The organism is Streptomyces iranensis, from assembly GCF_017874715.1.
Lineage (GTDB): Bacteria > Actinomycetota > Actinomycetes > Streptomycetales > Streptomycetaceae > Streptomyces > Streptomyces iranensis.
Genome location: NZ_JAGGLR010000039.1, coordinates 42,986 through 59,750, shown reverse-complemented (window position 1 = coordinate 59,750; position 16,765 = coordinate 42,986). Strand labels below are relative to the sequence as shown.

At 72.1% G+C, this 16,765-nt stretch carries 15 protein-coding genes; 7 read left to right on the top strand and 8 right to left on the bottom strand.

All coding sequences use genetic code 11. The features are described from left to right. Window positions 1-141 precede the first annotated feature (141 nt). From J2Z30_RS46305 to J2Z30_RS46295, 3 genes are read left to right on the top strand one after another with little or no spacing between them, the layout of a single operon-like run. Window positions 142-573 carry a MarR family winged helix-turn-helix transcriptional regulator gene (locus J2Z30_RS46305; RefSeq protein ID WP_044569070.1) on the top strand — a complete coding sequence of 144 codons (432 nt, stop codon included), beginning with the start codon at window positions 142-144 and terminating at the stop codon, window positions 571-573. Beyond that, complete coding sequence (locus J2Z30_RS46300; protein ID WP_052701301.1) at window positions 570-2,039, top strand: MFS transporter; 1,470 nt, start codon at window positions 570-572, stop codon at window positions 2,037-2,039. The genes J2Z30_RS46305 and J2Z30_RS46300 overlap by 4 nt, the downstream gene beginning before the upstream one ends. Before the next feature lie 48 nt (window positions 2,040-2,087). Continuing rightward, on the top strand, window positions 2,088-2,645 hold the full coding sequence (locus J2Z30_RS46295) for an isochorismatase family protein (protein WP_044569071.1): 558 nt from the start codon (window positions 2,088-2,090) through the stop codon (window positions 2,643-2,645). A gap of 102 nt (window positions 2,646-2,747) precedes the next feature. Here the strand turns inward: J2Z30_RS46295 and ggt are convergent, their stop codons facing one another. Beyond that, window positions 2,748-4,523: a gamma-glutamyltransferase gene (gene ggt, locus J2Z30_RS46290; protein ID WP_209469136.1), complete on the bottom strand. Its 1,776-nt coding sequence runs from the start codon at window positions 4,521-4,523 to the stop codon at window positions 2,748-2,750. Window positions 4,524-4,938: 415 nt separating this feature from the next. Here ggt and J2Z30_RS46285 point away from each other — a divergent pair, with 415 nt between their 5' ends. Continuing rightward, window positions 4,939-5,694: a hypothetical protein gene (locus J2Z30_RS46285; RefSeq protein WP_044569073.1), complete on the top strand. Its 756-nt coding sequence runs from the start codon at window positions 4,939-4,941 to the stop codon at window positions 5,692-5,694. A gap of 20 nt (window positions 5,695-5,714) precedes the next feature. On the opposite strand, the gene J2Z30_RS46280 is transcribed toward J2Z30_RS46285, so the two are convergent. Beyond that, window positions 5,715-6,467, bottom strand: coding sequence for an ABC transporter permease (locus J2Z30_RS46280; RefSeq protein ID WP_044569075.1), 753 nt, complete (start codon window positions 6,465-6,467; stop codon window positions 5,715-5,717). A 47-nt stretch (window positions 6,468-6,514) separates the two neighbouring features. After that, window positions 6,515-7,294 (bottom strand): ABC transporter ATP-binding protein, encoded by a 780-nt coding sequence (locus tag J2Z30_RS46275; RefSeq protein WP_044569077.1) that lies wholly within the window; start codon window positions 7,292-7,294, stop codon window positions 6,515-6,517. Window positions 7,295-7,384: 90 nt separating this feature from the next. On the opposite strand from J2Z30_RS46275, the gene J2Z30_RS46270 reads away from it, so the two are divergent. Further along, on the top strand, window positions 7,385-8,095 hold the full coding sequence (locus tag J2Z30_RS46270) for a TetR/AcrR family transcriptional regulator (protein WP_245389244.1): 711 nt from the start codon (window positions 7,385-7,387) through the stop codon (window positions 8,093-8,095). Window positions 8,096-8,627: 532 nt separating this feature from the next. Continuing rightward, a complete protein-coding gene (locus J2Z30_RS46265) occupies window positions 8,628-10,265 on the top strand; it encodes a CocE/NonD family hydrolase (protein WP_044569079.1) in 1,638 nt (545 codons plus the stop codon). Between the two features lie 7 nt (window positions 10,266-10,272). Here J2Z30_RS46265 and J2Z30_RS46260 read toward each other — a convergent pair whose 3' ends face one another. From J2Z30_RS46260 to J2Z30_RS46240, 5 genes are all read right to left on the bottom strand, one after another. Then, on the bottom strand, window positions 10,273-11,145 hold the full coding sequence (locus J2Z30_RS46260) for an amino acid ABC transporter permease (protein ID WP_044569083.1): 873 nt from the start codon (window positions 11,143-11,145) through the stop codon (window positions 10,273-10,275). Further along, window positions 11,142-11,786 carry an amino acid ABC transporter permease gene (locus J2Z30_RS46255; protein WP_044569084.1) on the bottom strand — a complete coding sequence of 215 codons (645 nt, stop codon included), beginning with the start codon at window positions 11,784-11,786 and terminating at the stop codon, window positions 11,142-11,144. The genes J2Z30_RS46260 and J2Z30_RS46255 overlap by 4 nt, the downstream gene beginning before the upstream one ends. Window positions 11,787-11,796: 10 nt before the next feature. Then, window positions 11,797-12,732: a glutamate ABC transporter substrate-binding protein gene (locus J2Z30_RS46250; protein WP_044569085.1), complete on the bottom strand. Its 936-nt coding sequence runs from the start codon at window positions 12,730-12,732 to the stop codon at window positions 11,797-11,799. 8 nt (window positions 12,733-12,740) lie between these two features. Then, complete coding sequence (locus tag J2Z30_RS46245) at window positions 12,741-13,487, bottom strand: amino acid ABC transporter ATP-binding protein (protein WP_044569086.1); 747 nt, start codon at window positions 13,485-13,487, stop codon at window positions 12,741-12,743. 831 nt (window positions 13,488-14,318) lie between these two features. Next, window positions 14,319-14,759, bottom strand: a complete 441-nt coding sequence (locus J2Z30_RS46240) for a DUF6278 family protein (RefSeq protein WP_044581248.1) — start codon at window positions 14,757-14,759, stop codon at window positions 14,319-14,321. Between the two features lie 162 nt (window positions 14,760-14,921). On the opposite strand from J2Z30_RS46240, the gene J2Z30_RS46235 reads away from it, so the two are divergent. Further along, window positions 14,922-16,745, top strand: a complete 1,824-nt coding sequence (locus J2Z30_RS46235; RefSeq protein ID WP_044569087.1) for an SGNH/GDSL hydrolase family protein — start codon at window positions 14,922-14,924, stop codon at window positions 16,743-16,745. Window positions 16,746-16,765 lie beyond the last annotated feature (20 nt).

The window sequence follows — 16,765 nt, the reverse complement described above, 5'->3', positions numbered from 1 at the left end:
GGACGATGCACAACCCGAGGCCACGCATTCGACACCCTGCGTGTTACGGAACCGGTTACCACTGTGCTACGGGCGGTTTTCCGACTCCGCACACGACAGTCAAACTTGCAAGTTTGACTGTCGATTTCCTATGCTTCGGCCATGGCCCCGCATGATCAAACGCACCTCGCCGTCGACCTCGCCGGCGCCGTGACCCAGCTGATGCGCCGCATGCGGGCGGCCTCCTCGCAGGGGGCGCTCACCCCCTCCCAGCGCGCCGTGCTCAGCCGGCTCTACAGCGAGGGGCCGACCACCACCGCCGCGCTGGCCCGCGCCGAGCTGGTCCGGCCGCAGTCGATGCGCATGATCCTTGCGGCGCTGGAGGAGCAGGAGCTGGTGGAACGGGCCCCGCATCCGACCGACGGGCGGCAGGTGGTCTTCTCGAGCACCGAGCGGGGGCGGCAGGCGATCACCTCCGTACGGCAGGCCAAGCAGAGCTGGCTGCTGGAAGCGATCGACACCCGCCTCGACGCCGATGAACGCCGCACCCTCGCCGAGGCCACCGACCTCCTCAAGCGACTGGTCCAGGAATGACCGACACCGCGGGAAAGTCCGCCATACCGGCGGCCGGGACGACGGGCGAGGGCCATGCCCCCGCCGATCCCTTCGGCCCCCGGCTGATGGCCCCGCTGCTCATCGGCTCGGTCCTCAACCCCGTCAACTCCACGATGATCGCCACCGGCCTGGTGGCGATCGGCCATGACTTCGGGGTCGGAGCCGCCCGGACGGCCTGGCTGGTGGCCTCCCTCTACCTCGCCAGCGCCGTGGCGCAGCCCGCGATGGGGCGGCTCGCGGATCTGCTCGGCCCGCGCCGGATCTTCCTCTCCGGGCTGCTCGTGGTGTGCGCCGCCGGGCTGGTGGGCGCGCTGGCGCCCGCGTTCGGCTGGCTGATCGCCTCGCGGGTGCTGCTCGGCATCGGTACGTCCGCGGCGTACCCGGCGGCGATGGCGCTGCTGCGCGCCCAGTCCCTCGCCACCGGCCGGGAGACGCCGCGTCCCGTGCTCGGCCGGCTCTCGCTCGCCGCGCTCGGCAGCGCGGCGGTCGGTCCGGTGCTGGGCGGGGTGCTCACCGCGACGGCCGGATGGCGGGCGATCTTCGCGGTCAATGTGCCGTTGGCTCTGATCGGCATCACGCTCGCGCTGCTCTGGCTCCCCAGGACCCGTATCACGAGCGCGGAGGGCGGCGCGGGCACCGGGGTCCGGACGGCGGGCACGGCCGGGGTCCGGACGGCGGGCGCGGCGTTCGATCCGCTCGGGATCACGCTGTTCACCGCCACCCTCACCACCCTCATGATCTTCCTGATGGACCTGTCGCGGCCCAACTGGGCGCTGCTGCCCGTCGTCCTGGTGCTCGCGGGCGTCCTGACCTGGTGGCAGCTGCGCCGCCCCCGCCCCTTCATCGATCTGCGGATGATCGGCCGCAACCGCTCCCTCGCCCTCACCTACCTCCGCCACGGCACGGCGTACCTGGTCATCTACATGGTCATGTACGGATACGCGCAGTGGCTGGAGGAGGGGCACGGCTACTCCGCCTCCCGGGCGGGCCTGATCATGCTGCCCATGTCGGGCGCGGCCGCCGTGTGCTCCCTGCTCGGCGCCCGTACGAAGGGCATCTACGCACCGCTCGTCCTCGCGGCCGTCCTGCTGGCCGCCGGGAGCGGGGTGCTGCTGCTCGCCGACGAGTCCACCCCGCTGGTCGCACTGCTGCTGGCCGCGGTCCTCTTCGGGCTGCCGCAGGGGCTGTCCTCGACCGGCAACCAGGCCGCCGTCTACACCCAGGCCCCGCCGACGAGCGTCGGCGCGGCGGCCGGGCTCCAGCGCACCTCGCAGTACCTGGGCGCGATCACCGCGGCCGGGCTGATCGGGCTCTTCTACGGGCAGCGGGCGACCGCCGCCGGGCTGCACGGCATCGCCATGGTGGCGGGTGCGCTCAGCCTCGCGGTGCTGGTGCTGACCGCCACCGACCGGGCCCTGCGCGGCCGCGCCCGTACCCGCACCTGACCACCTTCCGTTCCCTCATACGCCCCGCAGACCCACCCAGGAGGCACCGTGCCCGCCACCACGCTCGACCCGAACACCACCCTGGTCCTCGTCGACCTCCAGAAGGGCATCACCGGACTGCCCACCGTCCACCCCACCGCCGAGGTCGTCGAGCGCGGCGCCCGGCTGGCCGCCGCCTTCCGCAAGCGCGGGCTGCCGGTCGTCCTGATCCGGGTGGTGGCCGGGGCCCCGGGCCGCACCGAGGCGCAGCGGGGCGGGGGCGGCGGGGAGTTCCCGGCCGACTTCGCCGACCTCGCGCCGGAACTCGGCCGCGAGGACGCCGACATCGTGGTCACCAAGCACACCTGGGGCGCCTTCCACGGCACCGACCTCGACCTCCAGCTGCGCCGCCGCGGGGTGACCCAGATGGTGCTCGGCGGCATCGCCACCAGCATCGGGGTGGAGTCCACGGCCCGTGCGGCGTACGCGCACGGGTATCACGTGACCCTCGCGACCGACGCCATGACCGACATGGACGCCGAGGCGCACCGCAACAGCGTCGAGAAGATCTTCCCCCGGCTCGGGGAGACGGACTCCACGGACACGATCATCGGCCTGCTGGGCTGATGGACGGCTGACGGACAGCTGGCGGACGGCTGGCGGACGGCTCGCGGACAGCTGGCGGACAGGAGTACGGCGGGCCCCGGAACCGGAGCCCGCCGTACCTGGTCAGCGCTTCGGGCTCACCACCATCGCCGAGCCGCCGCCCCGCCGTTCCGTCTCGGCCGCCGCCAGCCACCGTCCGCCGGACAGCCGCTGCACCCCGGTGGCCGCCCCGATCTCGGGGTTCTGCTTGAAGGAGTGGCCGAGCGCCTCGAGCTTGGCGCGCTCCGGGCCGTTCCACAGCCCCGGTTCCAGCTCCGTCTGGGCCGCGTTGCGCTGGCTGGCGCGCGGTGCGGCGATCGCGTCGACCAGCGGCATGCCCCGGTCGAGATGGTTCAGCAGGGTCTGCAGCACGGTGGTGATGATGGTCGCCCCGCCCGGGGAACCCAGCGCCAGCACCGGCTTGTGGCCGTCCAGCACGATCGTCGGCGACATCGACGAGCGCGGCCGCTTCCCCGGGCCCGGCAGGTTCGGGTCGTGGACGGCGGGGTCGGCGGGCGCGAAAGAGAAGTCGGTCAGCTCGTTGTTGAGCAGGAAGCCACGGCCGGGGACGGTGATCCCGCTGCCGCCGGTCTGCTCGATGGTGAGGGTGTAGGCCACGACGTTGCCCCACTTGTCCGCGACCGTGAGATGCGTGGTGTTCTCGCCCTCGTACGTGGTCGGGGCGGCGTGGCCCCGGGTGTCGCAGGAACCCGGCCCGGACGGGTTGTTCGGGTCACCGGGCGGTACGGGGCTCTTGAGCACCGCGTCGTCCTTGATCAGGCAGGCCCGGGAGTCGGCGAACCGCTGTGAGGTGAGCCCCTTGGTGGGGACGTCCTCGGCGGCGGGATCGCCGACCCAGCGGCCCCGGTCGGCGAAGGCTATCCGGCTGGCCTCGATATAGCGGTGCAGATAGTCGACGTCGCCGAGCTTGGAGAGGTCGGTCTTCTCCAGGATGTTGAGCGCCTCGGCGACGCTCGTGCCGCCGGAGGACGAGGGCGCCATGCCGTACACGCCGAGACCGCGGTAGTCGGTCCGGGTCGGGGCCTGCCGCTTCGTTCCGTAGGACCGCAGGTCCTCGGCGGTCAGATCGCCCGCGCGCACGACGCGCTGCGCCTTCGGGTCGACGGGCGGCTTGCGCACGGTGTCGACGATGTCGCGGCCCAGCCCGCCCTTGTAGATGGCGCCGACGCCCTCCTTGGCCAGCAGCGCGTACGTACGGGCGAGGTCGGGGTTGCGGAAGGTCGAGCCGACCGCCGGGGGCTCGCCGCCGGGCAGGAAGAGCTTGGCGGTGGCCGGGAAGTCCTTGAAGCGGGCCTGGTTGTCGGCGGTCTGCTGGCGGAAGGTGGAGTCGACCGTGAACCCGTCGCGGGCCAGCCGCTCGGCGGGCCTCAGCACCTGTCCGAGCGATCGGGTGCCCCAGTCCTTCAGGGCGTCGTTCCAGGTGGCGGGGGTGCCGGGGGTGCCGACGCTCAGCCCGCTGGTGACGGCGTCGGCGAACGGCAGCGGTTTGCCGTATCTGTCGAGGAAGAGCTTCTGGTCCGCGCTGCGGGGCGCGGTCTCGCGGCCGTCGAGCGTGGAGACCTTGTGCCGCTTGGCGTCGTAGTAGACGAAGTATCCGCCGCCGCCGACACCCGCCGAGTACGGCTCGGTGACCCCGAGCGCGGCGGCGGTCGCCACCGCCGCGTCCACCGCGTTGCCCCCGTGCCGCAGTACGTCGATACCGGCCGCCGAGGCGTCGGGGTCCACGCTGGAGACCGCGCCGCCGTAGCCGACGGCCACGGGCGTCTTGGCCGGAGCGCCCTTGTCGGCGCTCTCGTGCCCGGCGGCACCGGCCGGGACGACACCCAGCACCGCGACCATTCCGGCGGCGGCCGCGAGCGCGGGCAACCGGCGCCGGACGGCCGTCCCGGCGGATGCGACGGTGGTGGACCTGGTGGACCTGGTTGACGATGCGGCTGGTCGTGCGGCGTGCCCCATCCGTGACCTCCAAGCGAAACGACAGGGGCCGGAGCCTACCCGCGAGCCACGCACCCCCAACAGGGGTGGATCGGTCCCCCCTCTTTCAAGGGCTCGGTTCGCCTCCGGGGCGCTTATGCCGCTGTCGACAGTCGACGTGCTCGGTCGCTCGTACCTCGCTCCCTGCGCGCGACTCCCTTTCGACAGCGACGCGCCCCTTCGGCTCACTCGCCGACCGAGTACCCCAATACCTGATGGCAACCTTTGCGACCTCTGAGCGCTCGAACATCGACCCGGTCGGCCGCTACGATGCGCGGCCATGACAGACACCCTGCAGGATCTGATCGCCTCCGCGGCCGCCCTGATCGTGGGCCTGGCCGCCGGCTGGGCCGTGCACTCCGCGTTCGCGCGCCGCAAGCGCGCCCGCGAGCAGCGCTTCTTCGGTCTGCCGGACGGTTCGGAGTGTGTGATGGTCACCCATCGGGACAGCACCTCGGCCCACTGGAGCATCCCCCGCCATGATGCGCTGGCGCTGCTGGGGCTGGCGTCGGTCGTGGAGAACTGCGGGGCGCACGCCGAGGTGGCCCCGCATGACACGGGGCTGCAGGGCTTCGGGGCGCGCACCGAGTTCTGCGTCGGCGATCCGACCGCGCACCGCAGGCTCGCCGCCCATATGGCCAATCTACTGCCGGGTGTCGCCGTGCACGCGGGGGACGACTCCGGCACGGACCGGGGGATGTTCACCATCGCCGGTACCCACTACCGCCCGGACCCGGGCGCGGTCGAGCATGTGCTGCTGGCCCGGCTGACGGCGGGCGACGACAGCCGCCCGGTCTTCCTGGCCGCCGGCCAGCGGCCGGTCACCCATCGCGCCGCCGTCCGCCACCTCGTCCGCAACCGCGCCCGGCTGGCCCGGAAGTACGGCGCGCAGGGCTCCTTCTGCGTGCTGCTGAAGGTGGTCAACTCGCAGGCGTACGGCCCGGATCTGGTCGAGGTGGTCGCGGATGTGACCAAGCCCGCGACCACCTCGGTGGGACCGCGCGCGGCGGCGAAGGCGGCCGCGAAGGACGACTGAGTCGGCCAAGGACGGCTGAGTCAGCCGCGGACCCGCCCGAACAGGCGCGCCCCGCCCATCAGGCACAGCGCCGCCAGGGCCAGGGTGACGGCCGCCCCGACGGCGACCGTGGTGTTGGCGTAGTGCCCCAGGAACACCTGGCGCACCGCGTCGACGGTGTAGCGGAACGGCACGGCGCGTGAGGCGCCCGCGAGCCATCCGGGGGCCAGGGCCATCGGCAGCAGCAGCCCGGAGAGCAGCATCAGCGGCATGCCCGCCGTATTGGCGATGGCGGCGAACTCCGAGGGCGTACGGACGTTCATGGCCAGCCCGTAGGAGAGCGCGGACAGGGCCGCCGCGAGCACGGCCACGAACAGCAGCCCGAGCAGCACGCCGAGGAGCGGCGCACGCAGCCCGAAGGCCAGACCCAGCAGCACCAGCAGCACCGACTGGGCCACCAGCTGGACGACATCGCGCAGGGTGCGGCCGAGCAGCAGCGCCAGCGGGCTGACCGGAGTGACCCGCATCCGGTCCAGAACCCCGAGGTTACGGTCCATCAGCAGGCCGAGCCCGACGTAAGACCCGCCGAGCAGGGCGAGCTGGACAAGCACACCGGGGACCAGCGTCTGCCAGGACGATCCGCTGACGCCCAGGTCGAGTTCGGTCAGCAGCGGGCCGAAGAGGGCAAGGAATAGCAACGGCTGAAGCATTCCGAAGAAGAGATTGGTCTTCGAGCGCAGCGTTGAGCGCAGACAGCGGCCGAAGACGATGCCGGTGTGGGCGAGAAGAGTCATGAGAGGCCCTTGGGTGGGTCGGAACGTTCTGGATGGCGCTGATCGCTCTAGATGGCGAGGGGCTGCTCGGCCGTGCCCCGACCGGTGATGGCCAGGAAGGCATCCTGAAGACTGGCGGCCGGATCGCCCGCATAGCGGCTCTTGAGCTCGGCCGAGGCGCCCTCGGCAACGATCCGCCCAGCGTCCACGACCACGATCCGGTCGGCGAGCGCGTCGGCCTCGTCCAGGTAGTGGGTGGTGAGGAACACCGTGGTGCCGTGCTCGGCGCGGACCCGCCGCACCAGGTCCCACAGCTCGGCCCGGCTTCCCGGGTCGAGACCGGTCGTGGGCTCGTCGAGGAAGAGCACCTCGGGCCGGTTGACCAGGCCCAGCGCGATCTCCACCCGGCGGCGCTGGCCGCCGGACAGGGCGGCGGTCGGGCGGTCCATGAGCCCCGACAGGCCGAGCCCACCGGCGAGTTCCTCGGCACGCCCGGCCGCCGCGCCCTTGGTCATCAGATGCAGCCGCCCCTGGGTGACCAGTTCCTCGCGTACGGAGCACCCGGGATCCAGGCCGCCGGACTGGGCCACATAGCCGATCCGGCGGCGCACGCCCGCCGGATCGCGGAGCAGATCGCGCCCGGCGATCTCGGCCTCGCCCCCGCTGGGCGGCAGCAGGGTGGTGAGCATGCGAAGGGTCGTGGTCTTACCGGCCCCGTTGGGGCCCAGGAAGCCGAGGATCTCGCCGCGGCCGACGGTCAGATCGATCCCGCGGACGGCGTGCACGGGGCCACTGCCCAGCGAGAACGTCCGGGTGAGGCCCCGAACGCGGATGACGGATGAGGACATGGCCCGATCAGAGCACAACGCACGCCAAACTTGCAATCGACTTAAAACTTCGCAGCTGATGCAAGTTTGCAACGGGCTACACTGACAGCCATGAGCGAAGGACTGCGGGAGAAGCACAAGCGCCGTACGCGCCGGCGGATCGCGGACGTGGCCACCGGTCTGTTCCTGGAGCGCGGCTTCGACCGGGTCACGGTCGCCGAGGTCGCCGAGGCCGCGGAGGTGTCCGTCAACACGGTCTACAACTACTTCCCGGCCAAGGAGGATCTGGTCCTGCCGCCCGACCAGGCGTCCCCGCGGCGGCTCGCCGACATCGCGCGCGACCGCCCGCCCGGCCGGTCCGCCGCCCAGGCGGTGCTGGACCGGCTGCGCGAGGAGGTGGAGCGGCGCGACCGCTCGCTGGGGCTGACCGAGGGCTTCGGCCCGTTCTTCGCGATGATGCAGGCCGCCCCCACGCTGGTGGCCCGGCTGGAGGAGCTCGGCCGCCGGATGAACGACGAACTGGCCGCCGTGCTCGCCGAGGAGACCGGCGCGGCGCCGGAGGATCCGCTGCCGCGCGTGGTGGCCGCCCAGATCAGCGGCTATCACTCACTGATCTTCGGCGATATCGGACGGCGCGTCACGGCGGGCGAGCGCCCCGACGCCATCGCCAAGGCCGTGACGGAACTCCTCGACGCCATCGAGGAGATGCTCGGCGCGCCGATGCTCGAGTACGCCGTACGGGAGGGACCCCCTTCCCCGCCCCTTCCCGCTACCAGGGGCTCCGCCCCTGGACCCCGGTCCTCAAGCGCCGGACGGGCTTGATTTGCGGCCGCCGCCCGGGGCGTCGACCACGTCAGCAGATGCGACCGTCGTCCACCCCTGGGCCCCGGGGTCTGGGGCGGAGCCCCACACGCGGCGGAGCCGCATATCGTCAGGTGTCGGGAAGGGCCGGGGAGGGGAACAGCCCACCGCAGGCGTCGCGATCCGTCGGACACCCCCTGAGCATGGGGCTCTGGGCCCAGCCCGGGGCCAGGGCCGGACCCGAGGCCGGAGTTCGCCCCGGGGAGGAATGTCGGCCCGGCGCCGGGGCTCGCCGCAAGGCCAAAGCCCGGCGGTCGGCGGGGGCTTCCGCACCAGCGGAATTGGGCGGGGCCGGACCCTGGCGGGCCCGGCCCCCGGATAGCGCCCCGGGCCGGGCCGGCCCCGGCAGCCGACCACGACCCTCTATCGTTACCCATGCGTAACTTACCGCGCTATTACCGCCGGTAAACACCCGAGTTACCGTCAGGTCACAAGCACCGGTGCTCCCCTGCCCCCACGGCATCCCCCACCAGGAGCCATCCCAGGAGCCATCGTGACCCCTGCCCGAAAAACCCTCCGCCCCACGACCGCCGCCGCCCTCTCCGCCACCGTCATGGCCGGAGCGGCATTCGGTCTCGCTCCCTCCACCGCCACCGCCGCCGCCGCGGCACCGGCATCGGCCCCGACCGCCACCACAGCCGCCTCCACCGCCACTACTTCCTCCGGCGTCTCCATCCGCTTCGTCGACATCCCCGGCGACGGCGGCGTCAACCTGGCCGCCAACGTCGTGGCCCCCTCGAACGCCGACGCCTCGCACCGCCTCCCCCTCGTCGTCCTGCCCACCAGCTGGTCCCTTCCCCAGGTCGAATATCTCGCCCAGGCCAAGAAGCTCGCCGAAACCGGCTATGTGGTGCTGACCTACAACACCCGCGGCTTCTGGCAGTCCGGCGGGAGGATCGAGACGGCCGGGCCGCCCGATATCGCCGACGCCTCCAAGGTCGTCGACTGGGCGCTCGCCAACACCCCCGCCGACCCCGACCACATCGGCATGGCCGGGCTCTCCTACGGCGCCGGGATCAGCCTGCTCGCGGCCGGTGCCGACCCGCGGATCAAGGCCGTGGTGGCCATGAGCGGCTGGGCGGACCTGGTCGGCTCGATCTACAGCGGCCGCACCCAGCACGCCCAGGCCGCCGGGCTGCTCGCCGGGGCCGGGACGCTGACCGGCCGGCCCAGCGAGGAGTTCCAGCAGATCCTCGACGACTTCTTCTCCTCCAACCTCGCCAAGGAGAAGGATCTGATCGCCTGGGGCAAGAAGCGCTCCGCCGCCACCTACCTCGACCGGATCAACGCCAATGGCGCGGCCATCATGCTGGGCAACTCCTGGGGTGACTCGATCTTCCCGCCCAACAGCTACGCCGACTTCTTCGAGAAGCTGACCGGCCCCAAGCGGCTGGAGCTGCGGCCCGGCGACCACGCCACCGCCGAGTTCACCGGGCTGCTCGGACTGCCCAACACCACCTGGACCCACGCCCGGCAGTGGCTCGACCGCTACCTCAAGGGCGAGCGCAACGGCATCGACCGCCAGGCGCCGGTGCAGCTGACGTCCCGTACGGCGGACGGAGACGGCTACGAGGGCTACCCCAGCTGGTCGGCCGTCCCCTCCGAGCAGCGCCGCGTCCCGCTCGCCGGCACCGAGAAGGTCACCGCCAACCACGACTCCGGCGCCAACGCCGGAACCGTGCTGCTCGGCGGGGCCCTCGACCAGTTCCTGAAGCTCCCGCCGCTCGCCTCGATCCCGCTGCTGCCCCGGTCCTACGCGGCCGTCTGGCAGACCGGGGCCTACGCCCGCGAGCAGCGCGTCCGCGGCACCGTGCAGCTCCACACCACCGTGACCAGTGACCGCTCCGACGGTACGGCCGCGGCGTATCTGTACGACGTGGGCCCGCTGGGCGTCGGCAAGCTCATCACCCACGCCCCGTTCACCTTCCACGACCGCACCCCGGGCACGCCCTCCGGAGTGGACCTGGAGCTGTTCTCCACCGCGTACGACGTCCCGGCAGGTCACCGGCTGGCGCTGGTGATGGACACCGTCGACCCGCTCTACATCGAGCACAACCCCGACGGCGCCCATCTCACGTTCTCGTCCCCGGACTCGGACCCGTCCCACCTCACGATTCCGGTCCGCGACTGAAGCCGGTTCAGTCGCGGGTGTCCCCCGGCATCGGGGCGGCCGGTTCGGCTGCGGCGACCTCGACCTGACGGGTCTTCACACTGCGCCGCTCCCGCTTGGCCACCCAGTTGGCGAACCACGACAGCAGCATGCACATCCCGATGTAGATGGGTGAGATCACCATGACCACCGGGATGAACGGCAGGTCGTAGTCGAGATTGGACGCGATCAGCTTTCCGGCGTGCAGAAACTCCTCATAGGTGATGAGGAAGCCGAGCGAGGTGTCCTTCAGGGCCACCACCAGCTGGCTGATGATGGCCGGGAGCATCGCCCGCACCCCCTGCGGCACCAGCACGGACATCATGACCTGGGTCTTCCGCAGGCCGAGCGAGTACGCCGCCTCGCGCTGGCCGCGGTCCACCGAGTTCACCCCGGCCCGGAACACCTCGGCCAGCACCGAGCCGTTGTAGAGCGTCAGCCCGGTGACCAGGGCGGGCAGCGGCTGGACCCGCAGCGCCACGAAGACGAAGAAGATCATCACCAGTACGGGCATCGCCCGGAAGAACTCCACCACCAGCGTGGCCACCCAGCGCAGCGGGCGGTGCTCGGAGAGCCGCCCGGCGGCGAGCACCCCGCCGAGGGCGAGCGAGAGGACCGCGGCCATGCCGAACGCCTTGAGGGTGCCCGCGAGCCCGTTCAGCAGCAGCTCCTGGATGCCCTTGTACTCGAAGGGCATCCACTTACGGTAGGCGAACTGGCCGGTGTGGATGAGGAGATAGACGATCCAGCCGAGCAGGACCAGCAGCACGGCCGTCCCGGCCAGCGCGTACATCCGGTGCCGCCGCCGGGTGTGGGGCCCGGGGACGTCGTAGAGGGCGCTGGTGGTCGCGGGGGCGGTCATCGCGGCACTCCCCAGCGCCGCTCCAGCACGGAGAAGATCGCGCTGATGGCGAGGGTGATGATCAGGTATCCGGCGGCGATCCAGACGAAGGACCAGATGATGCTGTAGCCCCGCTCGTTGAGCGGTTTGTAGGTGCCGAGCAGCTCGGTGACGCTGAACGACCCGGCGATGGCCGAGTTCTTGGCGAGCGCGATCAGGGTCGAGCCGATGGGCGGGATGACCGTGCGGAACGCCTGCGGCAGCACCACCGCGCTGAGCGTCTGGTCGAACGTCATGCCCAGGCTGCGGGCCGCCTCGCCCTGCCCCACCGGCACCGTGTTGATGCCCGCTCGCACCGCCTCGCAGATGAAGGCCGAGGTGTAGCAGCCGAGCGCGATCACCGCGAAGACCGTGAACGGCAGCACAAGACCGAAGCGCGGCAGCCCCAGCATCACCGCGAAGAACAGCAGCGTCAGCGGGGTGTTGCGGAGCACCGACACCCAGACGGTGCCGAACACGCGCAGCGAGGCGACCGGCGCCACCCGGAAGGCGGCCATGAGGATGCCGAGCGCGAGGGCGAGCAGCGAGGCGTAGACGGTCAGCTGCACGGTGCCGAGGAAGCCCTTGCCGTAGAGCGAGAAGTTCTGGGTGAGCACGTCCATGGGGTGGCCTTCAGCCGGTGCGGTAGCGGTCGATGGGCGGCGGCTTGGGGGCGGGCACCCCGGAGAGGCCGAGGGTCGCGTCGTACGCCTTCTTCCAGTCGCCGTTGCGCTCGTGGAAGAGGATCGCGTCGTCCAGCGCGAAGCGCAGCGCGTTGTCCCGCTTGGGCACGCCGATGCCGTACGGCTCCTTGGAGAAGGGCCGGCCCACCACCTTCAGCTCCTCGGGGGCCTTGGCCGCGTAGCCGAGCAGGATGGTGTTGTCGGTGGTCACCGCGTCCACCTGGAAGCTGAGCAGGTTGTCCACGCACACCGAGTAGGTGTCGTACGCGACCGCGTGGGCCTTGGGGTAGTCGGCCTGGATGCGCTGGAGCGGGGTGGAGCCGGCCACCGAGCAGACGGTCCTGCCCGCGAGGTCTTCGGGGCCGTGGATGTCGTCCTCGTCGGTGCGCACCAGCAGCGACTGACCGGCCATGAAGTACGGCCCGGCGAAGCCGACCAGCCGCTTGCGCAGCGGATTGATGGTGTAGGTGCCGACGTAGTAGTCGATCTGGCCGCTCTGGAGGGCGGTCTCGCGGTTGGCGGAGGCGATGGTCTGGTAGCGGATGGTGCCCGGGGCGAAGCCGAGGGAGGCGGACATCATACGGGCGATCTCGATGTCGAAGCCCGAGTAGCGGCCGGTGGCTGGGTCCCGTTCGCCCAGATAGGGCTGGTCCTCCTTGACCCCGACGGTGAGATGGCCGCGGCGCTCGGCCCGGCGCCAGGTGGGCGAGGCGGGCAGCCGGAACTCGGTGTCCACCTTGTAGGTGGGCAGCTTCTCGGCCCGGGGGCCCTTGGCGGGCGGGCTGCCCTCCTTGCCGCAGCCGGGCACGAGCAGCACGACCAGGACCGTGGTCAGGGCCGTGGTGAGGGCGGCGGTCGCACGGCGCAGACGCCTCATGTCCGTCATCACCCGGCTCAGTGCTTGAGGATCTTGGACAGGAAGTCCCGGGCGCGCTCGCTCTCCGGGGATCGGAAGAACTCCTCCGGCGTACGGTCCTCGACGATCCCGCCGTCGGCCATGAAGACCACCCGGTTCGCGGCGGAGCGGGCGAAGCCCATCTCATGGGTGACCACGACCATCGTCATCCCCTCCTGGGCGAGCTGCCGCATCACCTCCAGCACCTCGTTGATCATCTCGGGGTCGAGGGCGGAGGTCGGCTCGTCGAAGAGCATCACCTTCGGATCCATCGCCAGTGCGCGGGCGATGGCCACCCGCTGCTGCTGGCCGCCGGAGAGCTGGGCGGGGAACTTCCCGGCCTGGTCGGCGAGTCCGACCCGGCCCAGCAGCTCGCGGGCGCGCCGCTCGGCGTCCTGCTTGGCGCGGCGGCGGACCTTGGTCTGACCGAGCATCACATTGGCCAGCACGGTGCGGTGGGCGAAGAGGTTGAACGACTGGAAGACCATGCCGACCTCGGCCCGCAGCCGCGCCAGCTCCTTGCCCTCCTCGGGCAGCGGACGGCCGTCGACGACGATGGAGCCGGACTGGACGGTCTCCAGCCGGTTGATGGTCCGGATCAGGGTGGACTTGCCGCCGCCGGAGGGGCCGATGACCACGACGACTTCGCCGCGTCCGACGATGAGCTCGATGTCCCGCAGAACGTGCAGCGCGCCGAAGTGCTTGTTGACGCCGCGCAGCTCGATCAACGGCTCACCGACGGCCATACCCGGCCCCACCCGCCTTCCGCTGTGTCCCGGTCAGCGCAAGCTATCCGGACAACTGCGGAGCATTGGGTACGGACACGCATCGATGGCCGTATACCGCCCGACAGGGCCCACGGGGGGGGTGGCTGGCGGGCTGCTCCCCTCCCCGCCCCTTCCCGTAACCAGAGGCTCCGCCCCTGGACCCCGGCGTCGACGAGCCGACCGTCGCTGCGGTGAGCAGTGGGCCAGGCATCCGCGGGTCAGGCGCTGTTCGCGGCGGGCGGCGATGGCGTGAACACCTGCACCGGCGGGCTGATCGCCGTCGGCCCGCCGACGCGGCGGATAAACGGGCGCCCGGCCGCCCACCTCCGTGCCGTCCGGCCAGGATCTGGGACGAAGCCCCGGTGCGGGGGCTGGGGCGGAACCCCGGTGCGGGGGCTGGGGCGAAACCCCGGGGTCTGCGGCAGAGCCCCGGTACGGGGGCTGGAGCGAAACCCCGGCACGGAGGCTGAGGCGAAACCCCGGGAACTGGGGCGAAGCCCCGGTGCGGGAGCTGGGGCGAAGCCCCGGTACGGGAGCTGGGGCGAAGCCCCGGGGTCTGGGGCGAAACCCCGGGGTCTGGGGCGAAACCCCGGGAGCTAGGACGGAACCCCGGTACGGGGCCTGGGGCACAGCGCCGGGAGCTGGGGCGCAGCCCCAGGGCCTGGAGCGGAACCCCGGCACGGGGTCTGGAGCGGAGCCCCGGGTCTGGGGCGGAGCCCCGGTGCGGGGGCTGGGGCGGAGTTCCAGTTTTGGGGAGGGGTGGGGTGGGGGACAGCGTGCCGCAGGGGTCCACAACCCGTCAGGCGCCCCCTACGCCTCCGCGACCTCGGCATAGCGCTGGCAGAGTTCGGGGGCGCCGTCGGCCGCCCACTGCTGACCGGCCTCCACGACGTCGACCTCGCGGCCGGAGGCCAGCCTGACGACGGGTCGGCCGTTGGGCCACACCTGCCAGACGGCCCCGGGGACGGTGCGGACGATGACCGTGCCCAGGTAGAGTCCGGCATCGTTACCGAGCCAGGGGAGCTCGTCCGGGTCGTCGCGCCAGCGCGGCGCCATCTGGTCCAGCGCCTCCAGGGAGGCCGTGGAGTCATCGAGCCCGATGCCCGCGTCGGAGGCCCGCGCGCGCAGGAGTTCGCATTCGGAGAGCAGTTGGGCGACACCCTGGGGGTCCTCCTCCTGGGCACCCATCAGGGCCGCGCCCGAGGCGGGGCCACGTCGCTTGCGCCAGTTGCCCAAGAAGGAGATGTTCATACCGCTCAGCGTGGCATCCAGGCCACCGGCGCACCACAGGGCGCGCGGTATGAGCTGTGACCCGATGCTTGTCTTGACGACACCCACCTGCCTCCATACGTTCTCCGGGCACCTGTCGAATCGCCGGTCGGGTTGGTTGGTTGGTTGCGAGAGGGGACACATATGCGCGTCGCGAGACCGTGGACGACCGCCGGGATCGTCGCGGGAGGTGTCGCCCTCGCACTGCTCGCACCACCCTCCTCCGCCGCACCGGCCGCCGCACCGGCCGGTGTGCCGACCCACAAGCCGCTCCCTCTGGAGCGGCTTTTCGACAACCGGGCGGTCAGCGATGACACCCGCCCGGGTGACGCCGACTTCGACGGCGCGGGTGCCTCGCTCTCCGCGCAGGATCTGCGGGCCGCCGGCTGGACGCCGGGGCGCGATATCGCCCTGGACGCGGCGCGGCTGACCTGGCCGAGGAGCGCGGGGGCACGGCCGGACAATGTGATCGCCGACGGCCAGGCGGTGCGGCTGCGCGGCCGGGGCGAGGCGTTGACCTTCCTGGTGGCGAGCAGTTCGCCGAACGGGCCCGGCGCCGGGGCGAGCGGTGTCGGAACGGTGCGCTACCGCGACGGGTCGAGCCATCCGTACACGCTGAGCGCACCGGACTGGCGGGCGGGCCCCGCCGCCACCAAGGCCGTGGGCCTCCCTCATCTCAACACCGCCGCCGGGCAGCGGCAGGAGACGGCCCGGCTGTACGCGGTGACGGTGCCGCTGAAGCGCGGCCACGAGATCGCGTCGGTGGTGCTGCCGAGGGACCCGGGCCCGGCGGCCGACCTCCATGTCTTCGCCGCGTCACTGCGGCAGCCCGCGTACGGCTGGACCGGGAGCTGGGCGGCGAGCACCGCCGGGTACACCAAGGTGGGGCCGTGGACCGATCAGACGCTGCGGCTGGTGGTGCACACCAGCGCGGGCGGGCCGAGGGCCAGGGTCCGGCTGGAGAACACCTTCGCCGCGTCCCCCGTGGAGATCGGCCATGCGACGGTCGCGCTCCAGGCGAGCGGCGCGGCGGCGCAGGCGCCACCGGTGCCGCTGACGTTCGGCGGGCAGCCGGGGACCTCGATCCCCGCGGGCGCGCAGGTGTTCAGCGATCCGGTGGACTTCCCGGTTCCGGCGGACGCCAATCTGCTGGTGAGCTTCCATCTGCCGGGTCCGGTCGCGGCGGTGCCGGTGCACAGCCAGGCCACCCAGCGGTCGTATCTGAGCGCGGCGGGCAGCGGTGACCGGACCGCCGAGCCGGGGGCCGAGTCCTACACCGGCACCCTCACCACCTGGCCGTTCCTGACCGGGATCGATGTGCGGGGCGGGCCGGGTTCGGTGGTGGCGCTCGGCGACTCGATCACCGACGGCACCAAGTCCACCAATGACGCCAACCGCCGCTGGCCCGATGTGCTCGCGCGGCGGCTGCGCGGACAGTCCGAGGTCCCGGCGTACGGGGTGCTCAACGCGGGCATCTCCGCCAACCGCGTGGTGGCCGACCGCTATCCGGGAGAGGGCGTCTCCACGGACACCGGCGGGGTCAGCACCCAGCACCGGCTGGAGCGGGATGTGCTCGCCCAGACCGGGGCCCGTACGGTCGTCGTCTTCCAGGGCATCAACGATCTGCGGTGGGGCAGCTCGGCCGAGGAGCTGATCGCGGGTCTGCGGTCGGTCGCGGCGCGGATGCGGGAGCGCGGGCTGCGGGTGGTCGGGGCGACCATCGCCCCGTGCGAGGGCGAGTCGCTGTGCACGGCGGACGCGGACGCTCGGCGCTCGGCCGTCAACGCCTTCATCCGGGACAGCGGCGGGGCGCTCGACGCCGTGCTGGACTTCGACGCGGTGGTGCGGGACCCCGAGCACCCGGCGCGGATCCTGCCCGCCTATGACAGCGGGGACCATCTGCACCCGGGCGACGCGGGGTTGCGGGCGATGGCGGAGTCGATCGATCTGCGGAAGCTGGTGGGGTGAGGGGGAGCCGCGAGGGCTCC